At 73.0% G+C, this 16627-nt stretch carries 8 protein-coding genes; 4 read left to right on the top strand and 4 right to left on the bottom strand.

Going from position 1 to position 16627, the window contains the following annotated elements; genetic code table 11:
- Positions 1–28: 28 nt before the first annotated feature.
- Positions 29–610 (bottom strand): nitroreductase family protein, encoded by a 582-nt coding sequence (locus AC5YDA_RS02935; RefSeq protein ID WP_496188827.1) that lies wholly within the window; start codon positions 608–610, stop codon positions 29–31.
- Between the two features lie 103 nt (positions 611–713).
- Here AC5YDA_RS02935 and AC5YDA_RS02930 point away from each other — a divergent pair, with 103 nt between their 5' ends.
- From AC5YDA_RS02930 to AC5YDA_RS02915, 4 genes are all read left to right on the top strand, one after another.
- A complete protein-coding gene (locus AC5YDA_RS02930; RefSeq protein ID WP_496188828.1) occupies positions 714–3824 on the top strand; it encodes an exodeoxyribonuclease V subunit gamma in 3111 nt (1036 codons plus the stop codon).
- Complete coding sequence (locus AC5YDA_RS02925; protein WP_496192741.1) at positions 3821–7132, top strand: UvrD-helicase domain-containing protein; 3312 nt, start codon at positions 3821–3823, stop codon at positions 7130–7132. The genes AC5YDA_RS02930 and AC5YDA_RS02925 overlap by 4 nt, the downstream gene beginning before the upstream one ends.
- Entirely contained in the window at positions 7129–8787 is a 1659-nt protein-coding gene (gene recD, locus AC5YDA_RS02920; protein ID WP_496188830.1) for an exodeoxyribonuclease V subunit alpha, read from the top strand. The genes AC5YDA_RS02925 and recD overlap by 4 nt, the downstream gene beginning before the upstream one ends.
- Positions 8788–8890: 103 nt before the next feature.
- Positions 8891–9418 carry a CarD family transcriptional regulator gene (locus tag AC5YDA_RS02915; protein WP_496188831.1) on the top strand — a complete coding sequence of 176 codons (528 nt, stop codon included), beginning with the start codon at positions 8891–8893 and terminating at the stop codon, positions 9416–9418.
- 112 nt (positions 9419–9530) lie between these two features.
- On the opposite strand, the gene nudC is transcribed toward AC5YDA_RS02915, so the two are convergent.
- Genes nudC through AC5YDA_RS02900 form a run of 3 tightly spaced genes read right to left on the bottom strand, consistent with a single transcriptional unit; the run spans position 9531 to position 16621 of the window.
- Positions 9531–10397, bottom strand: coding sequence for an NAD(+) diphosphatase (gene nudC, locus AC5YDA_RS02910; protein WP_496188832.1), 867 nt, complete (start codon positions 10395–10397; stop codon positions 9531–9533).
- 10 nt (positions 10398–10407) lie between these two features.
- Positions 10408–13548: an ATP-dependent DNA helicase gene (locus tag AC5YDA_RS02905; protein ID WP_496188833.1), complete on the bottom strand. Its 3141-nt coding sequence runs from the start codon at positions 13546–13548 to the stop codon at positions 10408–10410.
- 1 nt (position 13549) lies between these two features.
- On the bottom strand, positions 13550–16621 hold the full coding sequence (locus AC5YDA_RS02900) for an ATP-dependent helicase (RefSeq protein ID WP_496192740.1): 3072 nt from the start codon (positions 16619–16621) through the stop codon (positions 13550–13552).
- Positions 16622–16627 lie beyond the last annotated feature (6 nt).

Genomic DNA, 16627 nt, shown 5'->3' with positions numbered 1-16627 from the left:
CCAGCACCCTACGCGGGACCGCCGACAGTCACTGCACGAGGACCAGGACGTCGTCCAGGGCGAGACGGGTGCGGGCAGCGGCGTCGCGCTCGCGGATCTCGGGCGCGACGGCGTCGGAGTCGTCGTGGCGGCCGATCGCCATCACCGTCACCGGCTGGACGCCCTCGGGGAGGGACAGCGCCGCGTGCAGGGCGTCGCGGTCGAAGCCGCCCATCTGGTGGGCGTTGAGTCCGAGGTGCTCCACCTGCACGGTGGCGTGGGCGGCGGCCTGGCCGAGGTCGTAGGCGCTGAACGCCTGCATCCGGCCGGCCCGCTCGGGCACCACGGCGAAGACCAGCAGGGCGGATGCCGCAGGCGCCCAGATCTGGTTGAAGCCGGCCAGCGCACCCTGGATCGCCTCGAAGGCAGGGGTGCCGCGGCGGGCGGCGACGAAGGCCCACGGCTGGGTGTTGCCGGCCGACGGGGCCCACCGGGCCGCCTCGACGACGCTGAGCAGGTCCTCGCGCTCGATCGTGTGGGTGGCGTCGAAGCCGCGGGGACTCCACCGCTCGGCCAGCTGCGGGGCGATGGTCGTGTCGGTGGCGTTGCGCACGGATGTCGCAGTGGGCATGGTGGGTCCTCTCGTCGCGGTTGTCGAACCTTCAACCATTCCCGTCGCCGATCTGTTCCGGGGCGACAGGGATTGTCCGGGCCGACCTCTAGGGTGAACAGCGATGAACGAGATGCACCTCCACACCGCGGACGATCTGGCCACGTTGGCCCAGGTGTTCGTCGTGGCGTCGGCCAGTGCCGGCGACCCCTTCGCCCGGCCCTTGCTCCTCGTGCCGGGGGCAGGCCTCCAGCGGTGGCTCGGACAACAGGTGGCCCGCTCCAGCGCGCCGGACGGCGAGGGCATCTTCGCCGGTTTCGAGGTGCACCGCCTCGGTCCCCTCGAGCAGCTCCTGCTCGGGGAGTGCCACGAGGACGCGTGGGAGCCGGACCGGCTCGTGTGGCACGTCCTGGGCGCGGTCCGCAGCGGCGCCGCGGGCCTCGAACCGCTGGCCGCCCACCTGGACGCCAACGACCAGCGGTACGCCAACGCACTCCGCATCGCCCGCCTGTTCCGGCGCTACGCCGACCACCGCCCCGCCATGCTGGCGGCTTGGTCGGCCGATCCCGAAGCGGCCGCGGCCGCCCTGGGGGTCGACGGGTGGCAGGTGCACCTGTGGTCTGCCCTGCACCAGCGGATCGTCGCCGATGACCCGGTCGTGCGGCGGCGCCGGCTCGCCGAGGGGGTCGCGTCCGGACGTGTTGCGGTGCCGTGGCCGGCCGTGCACGTCTTCGCGCCGCGACGCTCCACGGCAAGCCAGCGAGGCCTGCTCCGCGCCCTGGCCGGCCGGGTACCCGTGCACGTGTGGCTGGCATCGCCGGGCCCCGCCGACACGGAGAACGCGCTCGCCCGCACCCTGGGCCGGGCGGCACGCGAGTCGCACGCCGCGTGGCTGGAGGGCGAACCGCGAGTCACGCACCACGACGGCGCTGGACGCCGCGGGTCGGCGTTGGGCAGGCTGCAGCAGTCGGTGCTGGCCGGCTCCCCGCTCCCGGCCGCCGTCGCGGACGGAACCATCACCATCCACTCCAGCCACGGCCCGGGCCGCCAGGTGGAGGTGCTGCGCGAGGCCCTCACCGGCCTGTTCGCGGACGACCCCACCCTCGAGCCGCGCCACGTCGTCGTGGCGTGCCCCGACCCCACCACCCTGGGCCCCCACCTGGCGGCCGCGTTCACCGACCCCGGCGCCGGCTCCCCCCGGGCGTGGCGACACCCGGCCACGGGGCTCCGCCTCCAGGTCGTCGAAGCCGATGCATCCCGGGCCAACCAGCTGTTCGCCCTGCTGGGGGAGCTGCTCACGCTGGGGGCGAGCCGGGCCACGGCGTCCCAGCTGCTCGGCCTGGCCGCCCACCCGTTCGTGGCCCGTCGATTCGGGTTCGGCGGCGACCAGCTCGAGCGTCTCGAGGAGTTGGCCGCCTCGGCCGCCATCCGCTGGGGCATCAACCCCGAGCACCGGGCCAGGTTCGGGATCGGTGACGTGCAGCAGAACACGTGGCAACTGGGTGTCCAACGGCTCGTGATGGGCGAGGCGTTCAGTGACGACCACCTCGCCAGCGTGGGCGTGGTGTCCACCGTCGATGACGTCGCCTCGACCGACACCGCGCTCATCGGCGCCCTGGCCGAGCTCGTCAGCCGCGTGTCGCGGTTGGTGCGTTCCCTGTCCGGGGAGGCCTCCGTCACCGAATGGGTGGCCCGGTTGCGGCAGGCGATCGACCTCCTCGCCGACGTCCCCTTCGCCGACAGCTGGCAGTTGTCCCAGGTGTGGTCCGTCCTCGAGGCCATCGAATCGCGCGGCGCGGCGTCCGGGGCCCGGCTCGCACCCGCGGACGCCCTGGCCCTGCTGGCGGACGCCATCGCCGAGCGTGGGGTCCGTCCCGCCTTCGGCAGCGGGGCGCTCGTCGTGTGCTCGCTGGAGGCGTTGGCCCGGGTACCCCACCGCGTCGTCTGCCTGGTGGGTCTGGACGAGCGCAGCTTCCCCCGCCGGGGGTTGGGTGACGGTGACGACCTGATGGTGCGCGATCCCCTCCCCGGCGATCCCGATCCCGGCGCGGAGGACCGGCAGTGCGTGCTGGACGCCGTCCTCGCTGCCGGGGACCACCTGGTCGTCGTCTACCAGGGGCAGTCCTCGCTCACGCCTGAACCACACCACCCGCCGGCCGGGGTGCAGGAGCTCATCGAAGCCGCCGGCGGCAAGGACGCCGTGCAGCAGGCGACGCTCCAGGCCTTCGCCTGGACCAACTTCACCGGCGACCGGCCGTCGTTCGACACCGGCGCCCTGGGCGGAGCGCGCGCGCTGGTCTCCGAGCGACTGGCAGGGCCTGACCGGTGGGCGGTCGGCCACCTGCACCGGACCGAGCCCCTGACCGCCTTGGGGGTGGATCGACTCGCGGCGATGCTCAAGCACCCCGGCCGGTTCCTGCTCAAGGAGCGGGCCGACGTCACCCTCGGCGACGACGATCCGCTCCGGGAGAGCATCCCGCTGGAACTCGGCCACCTCGAGGCATGGGCCGTGGGTGACGCGATGCTCACCTCCCTGAGGGCCGGCCACCCGCTGGACGCGGTGACCACCGCCCAGTGGCTCAGCGGCGACCTGCCGCCGCGGAGGCTCGGCGCCGAGGCCATCCGCGGGATCGCCGAGAAGGCCCAGACCGTCCACCGGGCGTTCCTGAAGGTCGCGGACGCAGCACCCGACGTGCGGGAGATCGACCTCGACATCGAAGGGGTGCGCCTGACCGGCCGGCTCACCCTCCGGGGCGGACTCCTGGCCGAGTCCCACTTCGGCAGCGTCAACGCCAAGCACCTGGGGGAGGCGTGGGTCCGACTCCTCGCCGGCTCCGTGCAATCCGGCCGCCGCGTCGACGCCGCGCTGGTCGGCAGCCGAGGGACGTTCCGTCTCATCGGCCCGCCGGTCGAGATGGCGCACCAGTTCCTGGCCGACCTGGTGGCCCTGGCCGGCCATGCGACGCAGCTCGCCCTCCCGCTGCCACCGAGGGTGGGCGAGTTCTGGGCCCAGGAACGCGCGAAGGGCCGTGATCCCAAGGATCGCAAGGACCTGCTCGAGAAGATCTGGCGCTGGGATCGGGACGAGGTCTGGCGCCTCTGGTACGCCGGTGAGCAGACCCCGTGGGCGCTGCGCCGAACCCCGGACGACCCATGGGGTCATCCGGAGGAGGAGACCCAGCTGGGGGCGCTCGCGATGCGGGTGTGGGAACCGATCAGGAAGGCCACAGCGTGAACACGACCCTGTTCGACCTGACCGGTCCGCTGCCGGCGGGCACCACGGTGCTGGAGGCATCGGCGGGGACGGGCAAGACCTTCGCCATCGCGGCACTGGCCACCCGCTACATCGCGGAGGGCGTCGCCGACATGGACGACCTCCTGCTCATCACCTTCTCGCGCGCGGCGACCGCAGAACTGCGCTCGCGGGTTCGGGAGCGCATCCGAGACACCGCCAACGGGCTCGCGGAAGCGATCCGAGGCATCCCCCCGACCGAAGCGGTCACCGCCCACCTGGCCGATGCGACCCCTGAGGTCGTCACCGAGCGGATCGCGCGGCTGGAGCAGGCCTTCGGGCTCTTCGACCGCGCGGCCATCATGACCACCCATGAGTTCTGCCACGGCATGCTCGCCGGGCTGGGCATCCTGGCCCCACAGACGCCGCAGTTGACCCTGGTGGAGGACCTGCGGCCCCTCGCGGACGAAGCCGCCGAGGACGTCTACATCCGCATGTTCGCGGACGAGCCCCACGGGGCCCCGTTCGGCTTCGGAAAACAGTGGGACGCCGATCCGGGTGCGCGCGACATCGCCCGCGGGGCGGTCACGGAGGTCGCCGATCTGGTGGGCGCGGGCAGCCCGGGCGCCGCGGGAGCCCGCGTGGCGTTCGCCGAGTCCGTCCGACACACGGTCGAGGAGCGCAAGCGCGACCGGCGCCTGTTCTCGTTCGACGACCAACTGACGAGGCTCGAGGCGGCCTTGGCGCATCCCGTGACCGGCGCACAGGCCCGCGCACGGCTGGCGGGCCGGTTCCCCGTGGTGCTCGTGGACGAGTTCCAGGACACGGATCCCACCCAGTGGAACGTCCTGCGCCGGGCCTTCGCGGGAGCGGCGTCGCTGGTGCTGATCGGCGATCCGAAGCAGGCGATCTACGGGTTCCGCGGCGGGGACGTGCACACCTACTCGATGGCGGTGGCGAAGGCCGACACCCACACCACTTTGAGCGTCAACCACCGGTCCGACCCGGAGGTCGTCGAGGGGGTGGCCACCTTGTTCCGCGGGGTGCTCCTGGGCACCGGCATCGGCGTTCCCCCCGTGACCCCGGCACACCAGCCGCGCGTGGTGGCCGCGCCGGACGGCCCGTGGGCGCGGGGCGTCCACGTCCGCGCCCTCGCGGCTGAGAAGGCCATTCACCCTTCCACGGCGCGGAAGGCGATCATCGAGGACCTCGTCGCCGTGGTCGGTGACCTCCTGGGTGCGGAATCCCCTCTGCGGAAGGTCGACGGGCCACTGGCCCCCTCCGACATCGCGGTGCTGGTCCGTTCCAACGAGCGGGGGCAGGAGATCGCGACGGCTCTGGTCGCCGCCGGGTCGCCCGCCACGTTCAACGGTTCCAACAGCGTCCTCAACACGTCGGCGGCCGGCGACTGGCTGACCCTGCTGCGTGCGCTGGACCAGCCGCGCCGCCCCTACCTGCGGCGCGCCTTCCTGACCGACTTCGTGGGGGCGACCATCGCCGACCTGGCGTCCGCCGACGAGGACCGCCTGGGCGATTGGTCACTGCTCATCCACACGTGGGCGCGGGTGCTCGAGCGGCACGGGGTACCCGCCCTGTTCGCCGCCTTCGACGCCGACACGGACTTCCGCTCCCGGCTGCTGTCCCGGCCCGACGGCGAGCGGCTCATCACCGACCACCGCCACCTCGCGGAACTGTTGCACCACCAGGTCAGGGCGGGGCGGGCCGGACGGGCGCGCGACCTGGCCGCCTGGCTCGTGAACGAGCGCGACGGCTCTTCGCCGGGTGCCGACAGCGCCCGGCGCCGGGACACCGACGCCGATGCGGTCCAGGTGATGACCATCCACCGAGCCAAGGGATTGCAGTGGCCGGTGGTCCTGCTGCCCGAGGTCACCCACCAGCGCGAGGCCGACAAGGACACCGGTCGCCAGCTCGTCCTGCCGGGCGGCGACGGCCGCCTGCTCGACGTGGCCGGACGCGGTACTCCCGCCCGCGCCGACCGCTGGGAGCGATGGCGCACCGAGGAGGGCGACGAGGCCCTCCGTGCCCTGTACGTGGGGCTGACACGGGCCCAGTCCCGGGTCGTGACCTGGTGGGCCCACCACTGGGAAACGTCCGCCGCGCCCTTGCACCGCCTGCTGCACGCCCCCCACGATCCGGCCCAGCCCGGACGCCCGGCGCTCAGCTACCCGACGGGGGCTCTCCCCGGTGGCGGCTCCCCCGTCGGCCTGGCCTGGCTCGCGGGCTCACAGGTGGCCTGCGTCGCTGTGCCCCAGCCCGCAGCCCCCGGCGGTGGCGGCTACGCCGTGGCACTCCCCGCGCCCAACGAGTTGCGCGCGCGTGCATGGTCGCGCACCATCGACCGGGACTGGCGTCGGACGTCGTACTCCGGCCTCACCGCAGCCGCCCACGAGTTCGCGGCCGTGGCCGACAGCCCCCTCGTCGCCGACGAGCTGTTCGAGGATCTCGGGGTGGTCGTCGATGCGGCCTGGTCCCAACCGTCGCCGATGGCGGGGCTTCCCGCGGGCGCCGCGTTCGGCACGCTCGTGCACTCCGTCTATGAACACACGGACGCGACCGGCGACGACTGGCGTGCCGCGCTGGCCGGGGCCGTCGCCGACGCTCTGCGCCGGTGGCCCATCGGCGACGTCGGCGCGGCGGAGCTGGCCCCCGCCCTGGAGCCGAGCTTCACCACCCCGTTGGGTGCGCTCGCTCCCGGCCGGACGCTGCGGAGCTTCGCTCCGGCGGACCGGCTGTCCGAGATGGACTTCGAGTTCGCCCTGGACAACCCCGCAGCGACGCTCGCCGACATCGCCGCCCTGCTGAACGAACACCTACCCGCTGACGACCCGTTGGCCGGCTATCCGGCCCGGCTCGACCACCCCGGCCTGGCGGACCAGGTGCTGCACGGCTTCCTGACCGGCTCCGTCGACTCGGTGCTCAGGCTGGGGACCGCGTCCGCGACCGAAGGCTTCCTGGTCGTCGACTACAAGACGAACCGGCTGTCCGCCCCGGACGAGGCGCTCACCCTCGGTCACTACGCGCCGGCGGCCATGGCGGAGGCCATGATGGCGAGCCACTACCCCCTGCAGGCCCTGCTCTACTGCGTCGCACTGCACCGCTTCCTCCGCCTGCGCATGGCCGGGTACATCCCTGAGCGTCACCTGGCCGGCGTCCTGTACCTGTTCGTACGCGGGATGGCGGGCCCCGACACGCCCGTCGTGGACGGAACACCTCTGGGGGTCTTCGCCTGGAAGCCCCCGACCGCGCTGGTGCTCGCCACCTCGCGCCTGCTGGCCGGAGGCAACGCATGACCGAGCCCCACGTCGCCGTCAGCGCGACCGGCCTGCTCGCCGACTTCAACCGGGCCGGCGCACTCAGCTGGGCGGATGTCCATCCGGCCCAGCAGTTGTGCCACCTGTTCGGCGAGAAGGACCAACGCGTCCAGCTCGCCCTCGCACTCACCGTCCGCGCCCTGCGCTCGGGCTCCATCTGCCTGGAGTGGGACCGCATCCGCAACCTCGACCTGGCCGAGGAAGCGGCGGTCATTCCCGACGCGTGGTGGCCCGAGGAGAACGGCTGGACGACGGCCCTGCGTGCCAGTCCCGCCGTGACCGTCGGGGACGGCCCCAACGGTGGCCGTCCACTGCGTCTGGTGGATGGTGCCCTGTACCTCGAGCGCCACTTCGCGGACCAGGAATCCGTCCAGCGCGCGCTGTTGGCCCGCCTCACCACGGCCCCGACGGCGGGCGTGCCCGAGGGGCAGGACGCCGCCGTGGCCCTGGCGCTCACCAGCCCCGTGACGGTGGTGGCCGGTGGACCCGGCGTGGGCAAGACCTACACCATCAGGCGGATCATCACTCGCCTCCGCGAAGAGCAGCCCGACGCGCTGGTCGCACTGGCCGCCCCCACGGGGAAGGCGGCCGCGCGGATGACGGAATCGCTCGGGGACGGGTCCCTCACGGCCCTCACGCTGCACGCCCTGCTGGGTTGGAAGCCCGGTTCCCGCAACCGTTTCCGGCACCACGCCGAGACCCCACTACCCCACGACGTGGTGATCGTGGACGAGATGTCGATGGTCTCGATGGTGATGATGAGTCGCCTCCTGGCCGCCCTCAAGCCATCGGCCCGCTTGGTGATGGTGGGCGACCCGGACCAGCTCAGCTCCGTGGATGCGGGCAGCGTGCTCGCCGACATCACCCGGGCACCGGCGACCGCCGGCGTGGTCGCCCGCCTGACCCACAACTATCGGTTCGCCGGCGAGATCGCCACGCTGGCCACGGCGATCCGCGACGGGAACGCCTCGACGGCCCTCGAGGTGCTGCAGGGCAGCGACGCGAGCGTGCGATTGGCGGCGCTCGCCGAGGGCACGGACGTGCTTCGCCATCGGGTCGTCCAGGCCGGCACCCACGTGTTCGAGGCGGCCTCCGGTGGGAGACCCGGGCCTGCGCTGGAGGCGTTGGACGAGCACCGACTGCTCTGTGGGCACCGACGTGGTCCGTTCGGTGTCTCCCATTGGACGCGGCAGGTCCAGACCTGGTTGCTCGACGCAGTGCCGGGCTACTCGGTCGACGGCGAGTTCCACCCCGGACGCCCGGTCATGGTGACGTCCAACCGACCGGAGTTCAAGCTGTACAACGGGGACACCGGCGTGATCCTGTCCGACGGTCAACGAGCCCAGGCGTGGTTCTCCTCCGGGGGGACCCTCCGGGCATACTCCCCGTTCCAACTCGACGGCCTGGCAACCGTCCATGCCATGACGGTGCACAAGGCCCAGGGCAGCCAGTTCTCCCACGTCAGCGTGGTGCTCCCCCCACCCGGGTCCCCCCTGCTGACCCGCGAGCTGCTCTACACCGCGGTCTCCCGGGCACGGGACAGCGTGCTGCTGCTCGGCGACCCGGAGGCCGTGGCCCAAGCCATCGACAACCCTGCTCGCCGCATGAGCGGGTTGGCCCACCGCTTGGCGTAACAGCGTCACCACACCCTCGTGACTAGGGAATTTGTCACTCATTCGGGTGCCCACGACCTCCAAGGTGCGCTAGAGTGGAGGTTCGAGCGGAAACGAGGAAGCAGTGCAGTTCAGCGTTGGTCAGACCGTCATCCACCCCCACCACGGACCGGCGAAGGTCACCGGGTTGGTGAGCAGAACGATCAAGGGCAACGTCATCGAGTACGTGAATCTCGAGGTGAAGGCGAGCGGCATGGGTGTCTCGGTGCCGCTGGCCACGGCCGGCGAGGTCGGCATCCGCGAGGTCGCCGAGGCGTGCGACCTGGTCAGGCTGACGGATGTGCTCCGCGCCGAGTCCGGCCCCGAGGAGACGAAGTGGGCGCGCCGCGTCAAGAACCAGCGCATCGAGTTGGCCACGGGGGATCCCGTCCGCATCGCGGCCGTCGTCCGTGACTTGGTGCGCCGCCGGGAGGGCAAGGGCCTCTCCCTGGCCGAGAAGGAGATGCTCCGCGAGGGGGCCGAGCCGCTGGTCGCCGAGATCGCCCTGGCCGTGAACTCATCCGAGGAACAGGCACAGGAGGTCCTCGAGACCATCGTCATGGAACGCAGCGACGAGGTCCTCCGCCGCCTCGGGCTCCTGAGCGCAGCCTGACGTCTTCACCCGACGGCCGAGCAGGGGCGGCGGTCACCGACAGCAGGACCCGTGGAGCCCCACCGTCGGCTCGGCGAGCCCTTGCCCGAGCCCGACGCGCCGGTGAAGACCCTCACACGTCGAGCGTTCCCTCACGCCACGAGCTGATGATGCGGGAAGCGATCGACGACGTCATGGGAAGGGTGAGTTCGCCGGCGTCCACCAGGCTCTCGAGTTCACTCGGCGTGTAGAAGTTCGCCCACTCGATCTCGGTGCCGTCCACGCGTACCTCGGAGCCGATGGCCCGCGCGACGAAGCCGAGCATCAGCGAACGCGGGAACGGCCACGATTGGCTCCCGACATAGCGCAGGGACGAGAGTTCGAGGCCGGACTCCTCGCGCATCTCCCGGTGAACGGCCATCTCCAAGGACTCCCCCACCTCAACGAAGCCGGCCAGGATCGACACGCGGGTCGGGTCCCATCCGGCGTGGTGGCCGAGCAGCAGGCGGTTCCGGCCGTCGAGGATCGCCACGATGACAGCCGGGTCGGTGCGCGGGAACCGCTGCCGTTCACACCCCGGGCACCAGCGCATGTGGCCCCCCTCCCGCACCTGGGTGCGCGTGCCGCACTGCCCGCAGTACGGCGCCACCCGGTGCCAGTTCACCAGCGCGACGGCCGTGGTGGCGATGTCCGCCTCGGTCTCGGGGAGGACGGCGCCGAGTCGGCGCAGCGAAGCCGAAGGACCCTCCGGCGTCGCGGCGACGGCGAACCACGGCTCTCCGTCGACCGCGCCGATCAGGTAGTGGTGCTCGGGGTCGTAGTCGCCCCCCGGTGCGATCGTGCGCAGGAGGTCGCCCGCCGCATCGGACGAGACGTTCGACCGGTCGTCGACGCCGATCACGCGGGCCGAGGGGTGGCGCCAGAGCCCGCCGACCCACGCCTCGTCCAGACGCTCGTCCGCGACTCGATCCAGCCGGCTGTGCGACACCCAGGGCTCCATGTGCTTCAACCTAGCGATCCGGGGCCAGCCTGCCCACCACTGATTCCAGTCCCTCTCGGTCGGGCAGCCCCACCGGACGGATCACCTTCCCGGTCAACACGTCGTGGAACGCCGCGTCCACCTCCTCGAGCGGCACACCGGCCAACTCGGACCACGCCAGCCGGTAGACGGCCAACTGCAGCGGGTTGGGGCGACCGCGGCCGGTCTTCCAGTCGACGACCTCGGGGCGACCGCCGTCGGTGAAGACCGCGTCGATGCGTCCCCGTACCACCTGCCCGGCGAGGAACAAGGAGAAGGGCACCTCGGTGGCGTGGGGCGTGCGGTGGGCGAACGGACCCGATTCGAAGGCGGAGACCAATCGTGCGAGTTCGGCGTCGGACTCCACCTCGTCGTCCGGCTCGGCCAGCAGCGTGGGCGCGGCGGTGAACCGGCGTTCCAGCCAGGCGTGGAACAACTCACCGACCCGGGCCGCCCGGCGGGGTGGGGTGGGCATGGGACGGGCCAACCCGGCGAGGTAGTGCTCGGCGTCCGTCTCCAGGGCGATGAGGGCGGTCGCCGACAAGTAGGGCGGCATGGCCAGCCCGGCCTCGGCCCTCCGAAGGGACGCCTCGGCGAGGAGTTGGTCCGCCGCTGCGTCCCACGTCGCGGCTGTCGCAGCCTCATCCAGCAGCAGGGACGCGTCCTGCGGGTGCGCTCCACGCGCTCGCTGCACGGCGTCTGCGGCCTCCTGACGTCGGGCGCGCGCCGCCGCGTCCCCAGGTGCGGGCCACGGGAAGCCGCGGTCGTCCGCGAGCAGCGGGTTCTCGCCGGAGACCTCCTCGTGGGCGACCTCCGCCGCGAAGCGCTCCAGCGTGCGCAGGTAGGGCGAGGCCGCGCGGGGCTTCTTCAGGTCGCTCCACGCGTGGGTGGTGGCGACGAGGTGCTGGCGGGCGCGCGTGACGGCGACGTAGGCCAGCCGGTCATCGCCGCGGCGCGCCTCGCTCCTGAGCGCCTCGGCGTACTGCTTGGTGGCCGCGTCCGTCACGTCGGCCAACTGCGGCACGTTGGCAGCGTCACCGCGGAGGTCGGCCGGCAGGACGGCGGAGGCGCTGAGCCAGTTGCCCTGGATCCGATCCGACGGGAACACCTTGTCGGCCAGCGCGGGTAGGTACACGTGCTCCCACTCCAGCCCCTTGGACTTGTGGATCGTCAACAACTTCACCGAATCGGACGCCGTGGGCACGGCCTGCTCGAGGCCCATCCCGCGGTCCTCCTCCGCGGCCAGCCACGCCAGCAGGCCCGTGAGGGAGCCGTCACCGTCCACGTCCGAGTAGCCCGCGACCTGCGCGACGAAGGCGTCCAGCTGGCGTGTGCCGTCCGGACCGCGCAGGGCGAGTTCCACCTCGAGGCCGAGCATCGTGATCACCCGGCGGACCAAGTCGTTGACCGGACCGCCGGCATGCGGGCGCAGCGCCGCGAACTCAGCTGCGCACGCGGTCATCCGGCGGCGCCCCTCGACCGTGTACGGCCCCTCCCCCGGATCGGCCAGGGCCTCGGCGAGGCTGGGGGCGTGCGCGGCCTCGGTGGTGTCGATGATGCGGGCGATCTCCTCCGCGGCGGGCAGCTCGTCCCGACCGGGCACACCCGCGAGTTCGCGGGCACGGCGTCCGAGCGCAGCCAGGTCGGCGGGGCCGATCGCCCAGCGCGGCCCGGTGAGCACGCGCACCAGGTCGGGGTTGGCGGTAGCGTCGCCCAACACCCGTAGGACCGCGACGACGTCGGCCACCTCGGGGACCGCGAGCAGTCCGTCGAGACCGACGATCTCGACCGGGATGCCACGGGCGGACAGTTCGGCGTACAGCGGCCGGATGTGCGCGTTGCGGCGCGCCAACACCGCGATGTCCGACCAACGACGGGCACGGCCCGAGTCGTGGACGGCTGCGATGTCGTCGGCGACGCAGGTGACCTCGCCCGGCCAGGTGTCGAAGGTGGCGACGCGGATGTCGCCCCGCGGCGTGCCCACGGGCGCGACCAGGTCGGTGTCGATGCCATCCCACTGCAGTTCCTCGTCGGCGCGCAGCGGCGCCGACAGCTCGTTCGCCGCGTCGAGGATCTGCTGGCCCGACCGCCGGTTCACCGTGAGCGCGAACGGCGTCGCCGGGCGGCCGTCCGCGAGGGGGAACTGGTCGGCGAACGTGATGATGTTGGCCGCGGCGGCCCCCCGCCAGCCGTAGATGGCCTGACAGGGATCCCCGACCGCCGTGACGGGGTGCCCGCGGCCCGAGGCGGCGTCCGGCCCGGAGAACAGCGCGCGCAGGAGCTCTGCCTGCGCGCTCGAGGTGTCCTGGTACTCGTCGAGCAGCACGACCGCGAACTGCTCGCGCAGCAGGCGCGGCACGGCGGGGACCCGGCGCGCCAACGCGGCGGCCACGCCCATCTGGTCGGCGAACTCGACCGCGCCCAACGTGCGCTTGAGTCGCTGGTAGCCCTCGACCAGCCCGGCCACCTCCACCCGCTCGGCGGCGGCGGCGGCGGCGCGCTTGAGCGAGGCGTAGAGATGCTTGGTGCGCGAGCGCGGCGACTGCTCCACCTCCGAGAGGAACTCCTCGGTGTGCTCGACGATCGCATCGGTACCGACCAGGTGCAAGGCGAGGTCACCGTCGAGGGACAGCACCTTCTCCGTCACGGAGTCCGGTCGCAGGCGTGCGAGGTGCTCGAACGGCCCGGGTGCCGCAGCCACCACGCGCGAGGCGAGGCGGAACCGGGCGGCCCCGGTGAGCATGCGTGCGTCACCCTCCACGCCGATGCGCAGGCCGTGGTCGGCCACGAGCCGGGCCGCGAAGGCGTCGTAGGTCATGATCAGTTGCTCACCGGCGTCGTCGAAGCCATCGGTGTCGACCACACCCGCCTTGGCCAGCGCCTCCCGGACGCGGGCGCTCAGTTCGGCGGCGGCCTTGCGGGTGAACGTCAGGCCGAGCACCTGCTCGGGCCGCACCTGTCCGGAGCCGACCAGCCACACCACCCGGGCCGCCATGACCGTCGTCTTGCCCGACCCTGCGCCGGCGATGATGACCCCCGGCTCCAACGGCGCGGTGATGGCCGTGAGCTGCTGCTCCGAGAACGGGATACCCAACGCAGCCGAGACCTGCGCCGGAGCGGTGAAGAGCGCCATGTCAGACCACCTGGCTGCTGCGCGCCGGGCAACTCGACCGGACACCGCACCATTGGCAGTGGCCGCCCGGTCGAGCCTGGAATGAGCCGCTGGCCAGCACCCGCCGCGCCTGGGCGACCCGGTGGTGCACCCAAGTGGGGTACTCCTGCTCGGCGGGGTCGTCGCCGAGGTGCGGCTTCTCGGTCAGCGACGGTTGTCGGAATTCCTTGGGCCAGCCGGGCGTCGCGTCGTGACGCAGGTACACGAGGCCGGCGCCGGCCGAGTGGGCGCCGGGAGCGAGCTCGTCGAAGCCACCCGCCTCGATCGCCAGCTGGTACACCCCCAACTGCGGCGAGGCCGCGGCGTCCGCCTGGGTCGGCAGGGAGCGCCCGGTCTTGAAGTCGACGACGCGGAGGTCGCCGGTGGGCGTCCGCTCCAGCCGATCGACCGTACCGGACAGGATGACCGCCTCGCCGTCGACCTCCACCCGCGCCCGGAACGGAACCTCGACGCCCACCACGTCCGCGTGTTCGTGACCCGCCTGCCAGGCGACGAACCGCTCCACCGCGGCGTCCGCCTCAGCGCGCTCCGAACCCGACAGCCAAGCCGCGGGGAACGGGATGTCCGCCCACACCTGATCCAGGAGATCGGATGCCGTGACCCCCGTCAGCTCGCCGGTCGCCGCACGCTCCGCGACCGCGTGGATGACCGACCCGAGGATCGTCGTGGTACTTCGCGGTGGCTCCGCCTTGACCTCGCGGTTGAGGAAGTACTGGCGCGGACAGGTGAGGACCGACTCCAGTTGGCTGGGGCTGAGCCGGATGACGTCATCCGGTGGCGGGGCGGCCAGGCCGGTCGGCTCCTGCAGCCCCCACCAGCGGGCCGGATCCGCGTCGGGCGCCAAGGGGCGCCCCTGGACATCCGTGGCGTCCGCCAGGCGCGCCAGCCGTGAGGCGGCGGCCTCACGCAGCCCGGGAGACGCCTCGGGGTCCTGCGCGGTGCGGCGGAGCTCCGCAACCAGGGCCCGCAGCGTATGGAGTCGGACCGGTGACTCCAGGATGTGCCGGACGGGCAGGCCCAGTTCGGTGAGGAACCGCGACGGGCGGTCCTCCTCGCCCTCGGTGCCCTCGACGGCGGTCACCAGCAGGCGCCCGTGGGCCCGGGAACAGGCCAGCAGGAAGAGCCGACGCTCACTCGCGACGAGTTCACGTGTGACCACCCCCTGCCCCAACCCGTCCGACGTCAACCGCTGCGCGTCGAACACCGACCCACGACGCCGCACGTCGGGCCACACCCCCTCCTGCACCCCCGCGACAACGGTGAAGGCCCAGTGCCGGCCCTTCGCCCGGTGCGCCGTCAGCACCCGGACGCCCCGCCCCGCGACCGCCGACTCACGCTGGCTGTCGGCGGGGATCTGCTGCTGTGCCACCTCGGCGAGGAACCACCGGATGCCCTCGGCCCCACCCGGTGCGGCCGACTCGTGCGCGAGCTGGAACAGGGCCACGATGGCGTCCAGATCGCGGTTCGCGCGCGCGGAGCCGTCGCCCGGGCGCAGCGCCTCGGAGCGGAGCCGGGCCGGCCACTCGGTGCCCGACCACAACTCCCAGAGCACGTCGTCGGGCCGGGCGCCATCCTCCACCTTCGCCGTCGCCGAGGCGAGCAGGTCGCGGCGCCGGGCCAGGGCGTCCATGCCCTCGGGGACCTCGCGCAGGCCCGCCAAGGCCTCGGCGACCAAGGTGGGCGCCGGCGTCCCGCCGGTGGCGGCGTCAGCCCCGCGCAGGATCCGGCCGAGCGTGCGGATGGAGACCGCGTCGAACCCACCCCACCCCGACAGGAGCAGGCGGTGGGCCTCGTCGGCGTCCGGGACCCCGCCCCGACCGGCCACGTCGAGCGCGAGCAGCAGGGGGCGGACGGACAGTTCGGACGCCAGCCCGATCTCGTCGCCGGCCACCTCGACGGGGATGCCCGCGTCGGCCAGCGCCCGAGCCAGCGGCGGGATCTGCCGACGCCCGGAGCGCACCAGCACCGCCATCTCGCCCCAGGGCACACCGTCGTCGAGGTGGGCGGCCCGCAGCTCACCGACGATGCGCCGCGCCTGGGCCACCTCGTCCGGGAACGTGCACACCTGCACGCGCCCCGGCCCGGCCGCCTTCGGCGAGCGGTAGGCCTGGGCGTCGGTCGCGTGGACCGAGGGTGCGCCCAGGCGACGGGCGACGGAGGCCAGGGCTGCGGCCTGCGCCTCCCCGTGCCCCCAGGCGACCTCCAGGACCTCCACGGTCGGGGTCACGCCCGGGCCGGTGAACAGGCGGATGAACTCGGCGGCCGCCCGCGGATGTGCGCCCCGGAACCGGTAGATCGAGGTGTCGGGGTCGCCCAGCGCCACGACCGGCATGCCGTCGGGGACCAGCCCGCGCACGAGTGCGATCTGGGCCGGGTCGAGCTCGCACCAGTCATCGACGTACACGGCCCCGAACTGGCGCCGCACCGAGCTGACCACCTCGTCGCGCGCCAGCAGGATGCGTGCGCGGTGGACGAGTTCGGCGTAGTCGAGGGCGCCCTCGGCGTCCAGCACGTCCAGGTATTCAGCCAGGAACGCCCCCAACGACACCCAGCCCGGCTCACCGGCCGCTGCGCCGGCGTCCGCAACCTGGTCGGGATCGAGCCCCAGCTGCCTGGCCCTGGCCAGGACCGCGCGCACCTGCTGCGCGAAGGAGCGGGTGCCGACCGCGGCCTCCAGCTCCTCGGGCCAGGAACCGCGCCAGCCGCGGAGCAGTTCGCGGATCCGGAACTCCTGCTCCGGCGCGGTCAGCAGGGTGGGCAGGGCGTCCTCCGCGTCCGCCCACCGCCGCAGCAGGGCGAGACAGAAGGCGTGGATCGTCATCACCTGCGGCGCCAGGGTCGTCCGGCCGCCGAGCCGCACGATGCGGTCGCGCAGTTCGGACGCCGCCTGGCGCGTCGCCGCGAACACCAGCGCCGGCGCGAAGCCGGACGCGATGCGTTCGGCGACGGCCTCGGCCAGCAGCGTCGTCTTGCCCGTGCCCGCAGCCCCCAGGACGAGCACGGGACCGGTCGCCCCGGCCACCACGTTTCCCATGCGCCC

Source organism: Propioniciclava sp. LT294, from assembly GCF_059516005.1.
This window is presented reverse-complemented; position numbering and strand designations above follow the sequence as displayed.

Coding starts and splice junctions, on each gene's coding strand:
- AC5YDA_RS02935 (WP_496188827.1), bottom strand. CDS start 610: ATGCCCACTGCGACATCCGTGCGCAACGCCACCGACACGACCATCGCC.
- AC5YDA_RS02930 (WP_496188828.1), top strand. CDS start 714: ATGAACGAGATGCACCTCCACACCGCGGACGATCTGGCCACGTTGGCC.
- recD (WP_496188830.1), top strand. CDS start 7,129: ATGACCGAGCCCCACGTCGCCGTCAGCGCGACCGGCCTGCTCGCCGAC.
- nudC (WP_496188832.1), bottom strand. CDS start 10,397: ATGGAGCCCTGGGTGTCGCACAGCCGGCTGGATCGAGTCGCGGACGAG.
- AC5YDA_RS02905 (WP_496188833.1), bottom strand. CDS start 13,548: ATGGCGCTCTTCACCGCTCCGGCGCAGGTCTCGGCTGCGTTGGGTATC.
- AC5YDA_RS02900 (WP_496192740.1), bottom strand. CDS start 16,621: ATGGGAAACGTGGTGGCCGGGGCGACCGGTCCCGTGCTCGTCCTGGGG.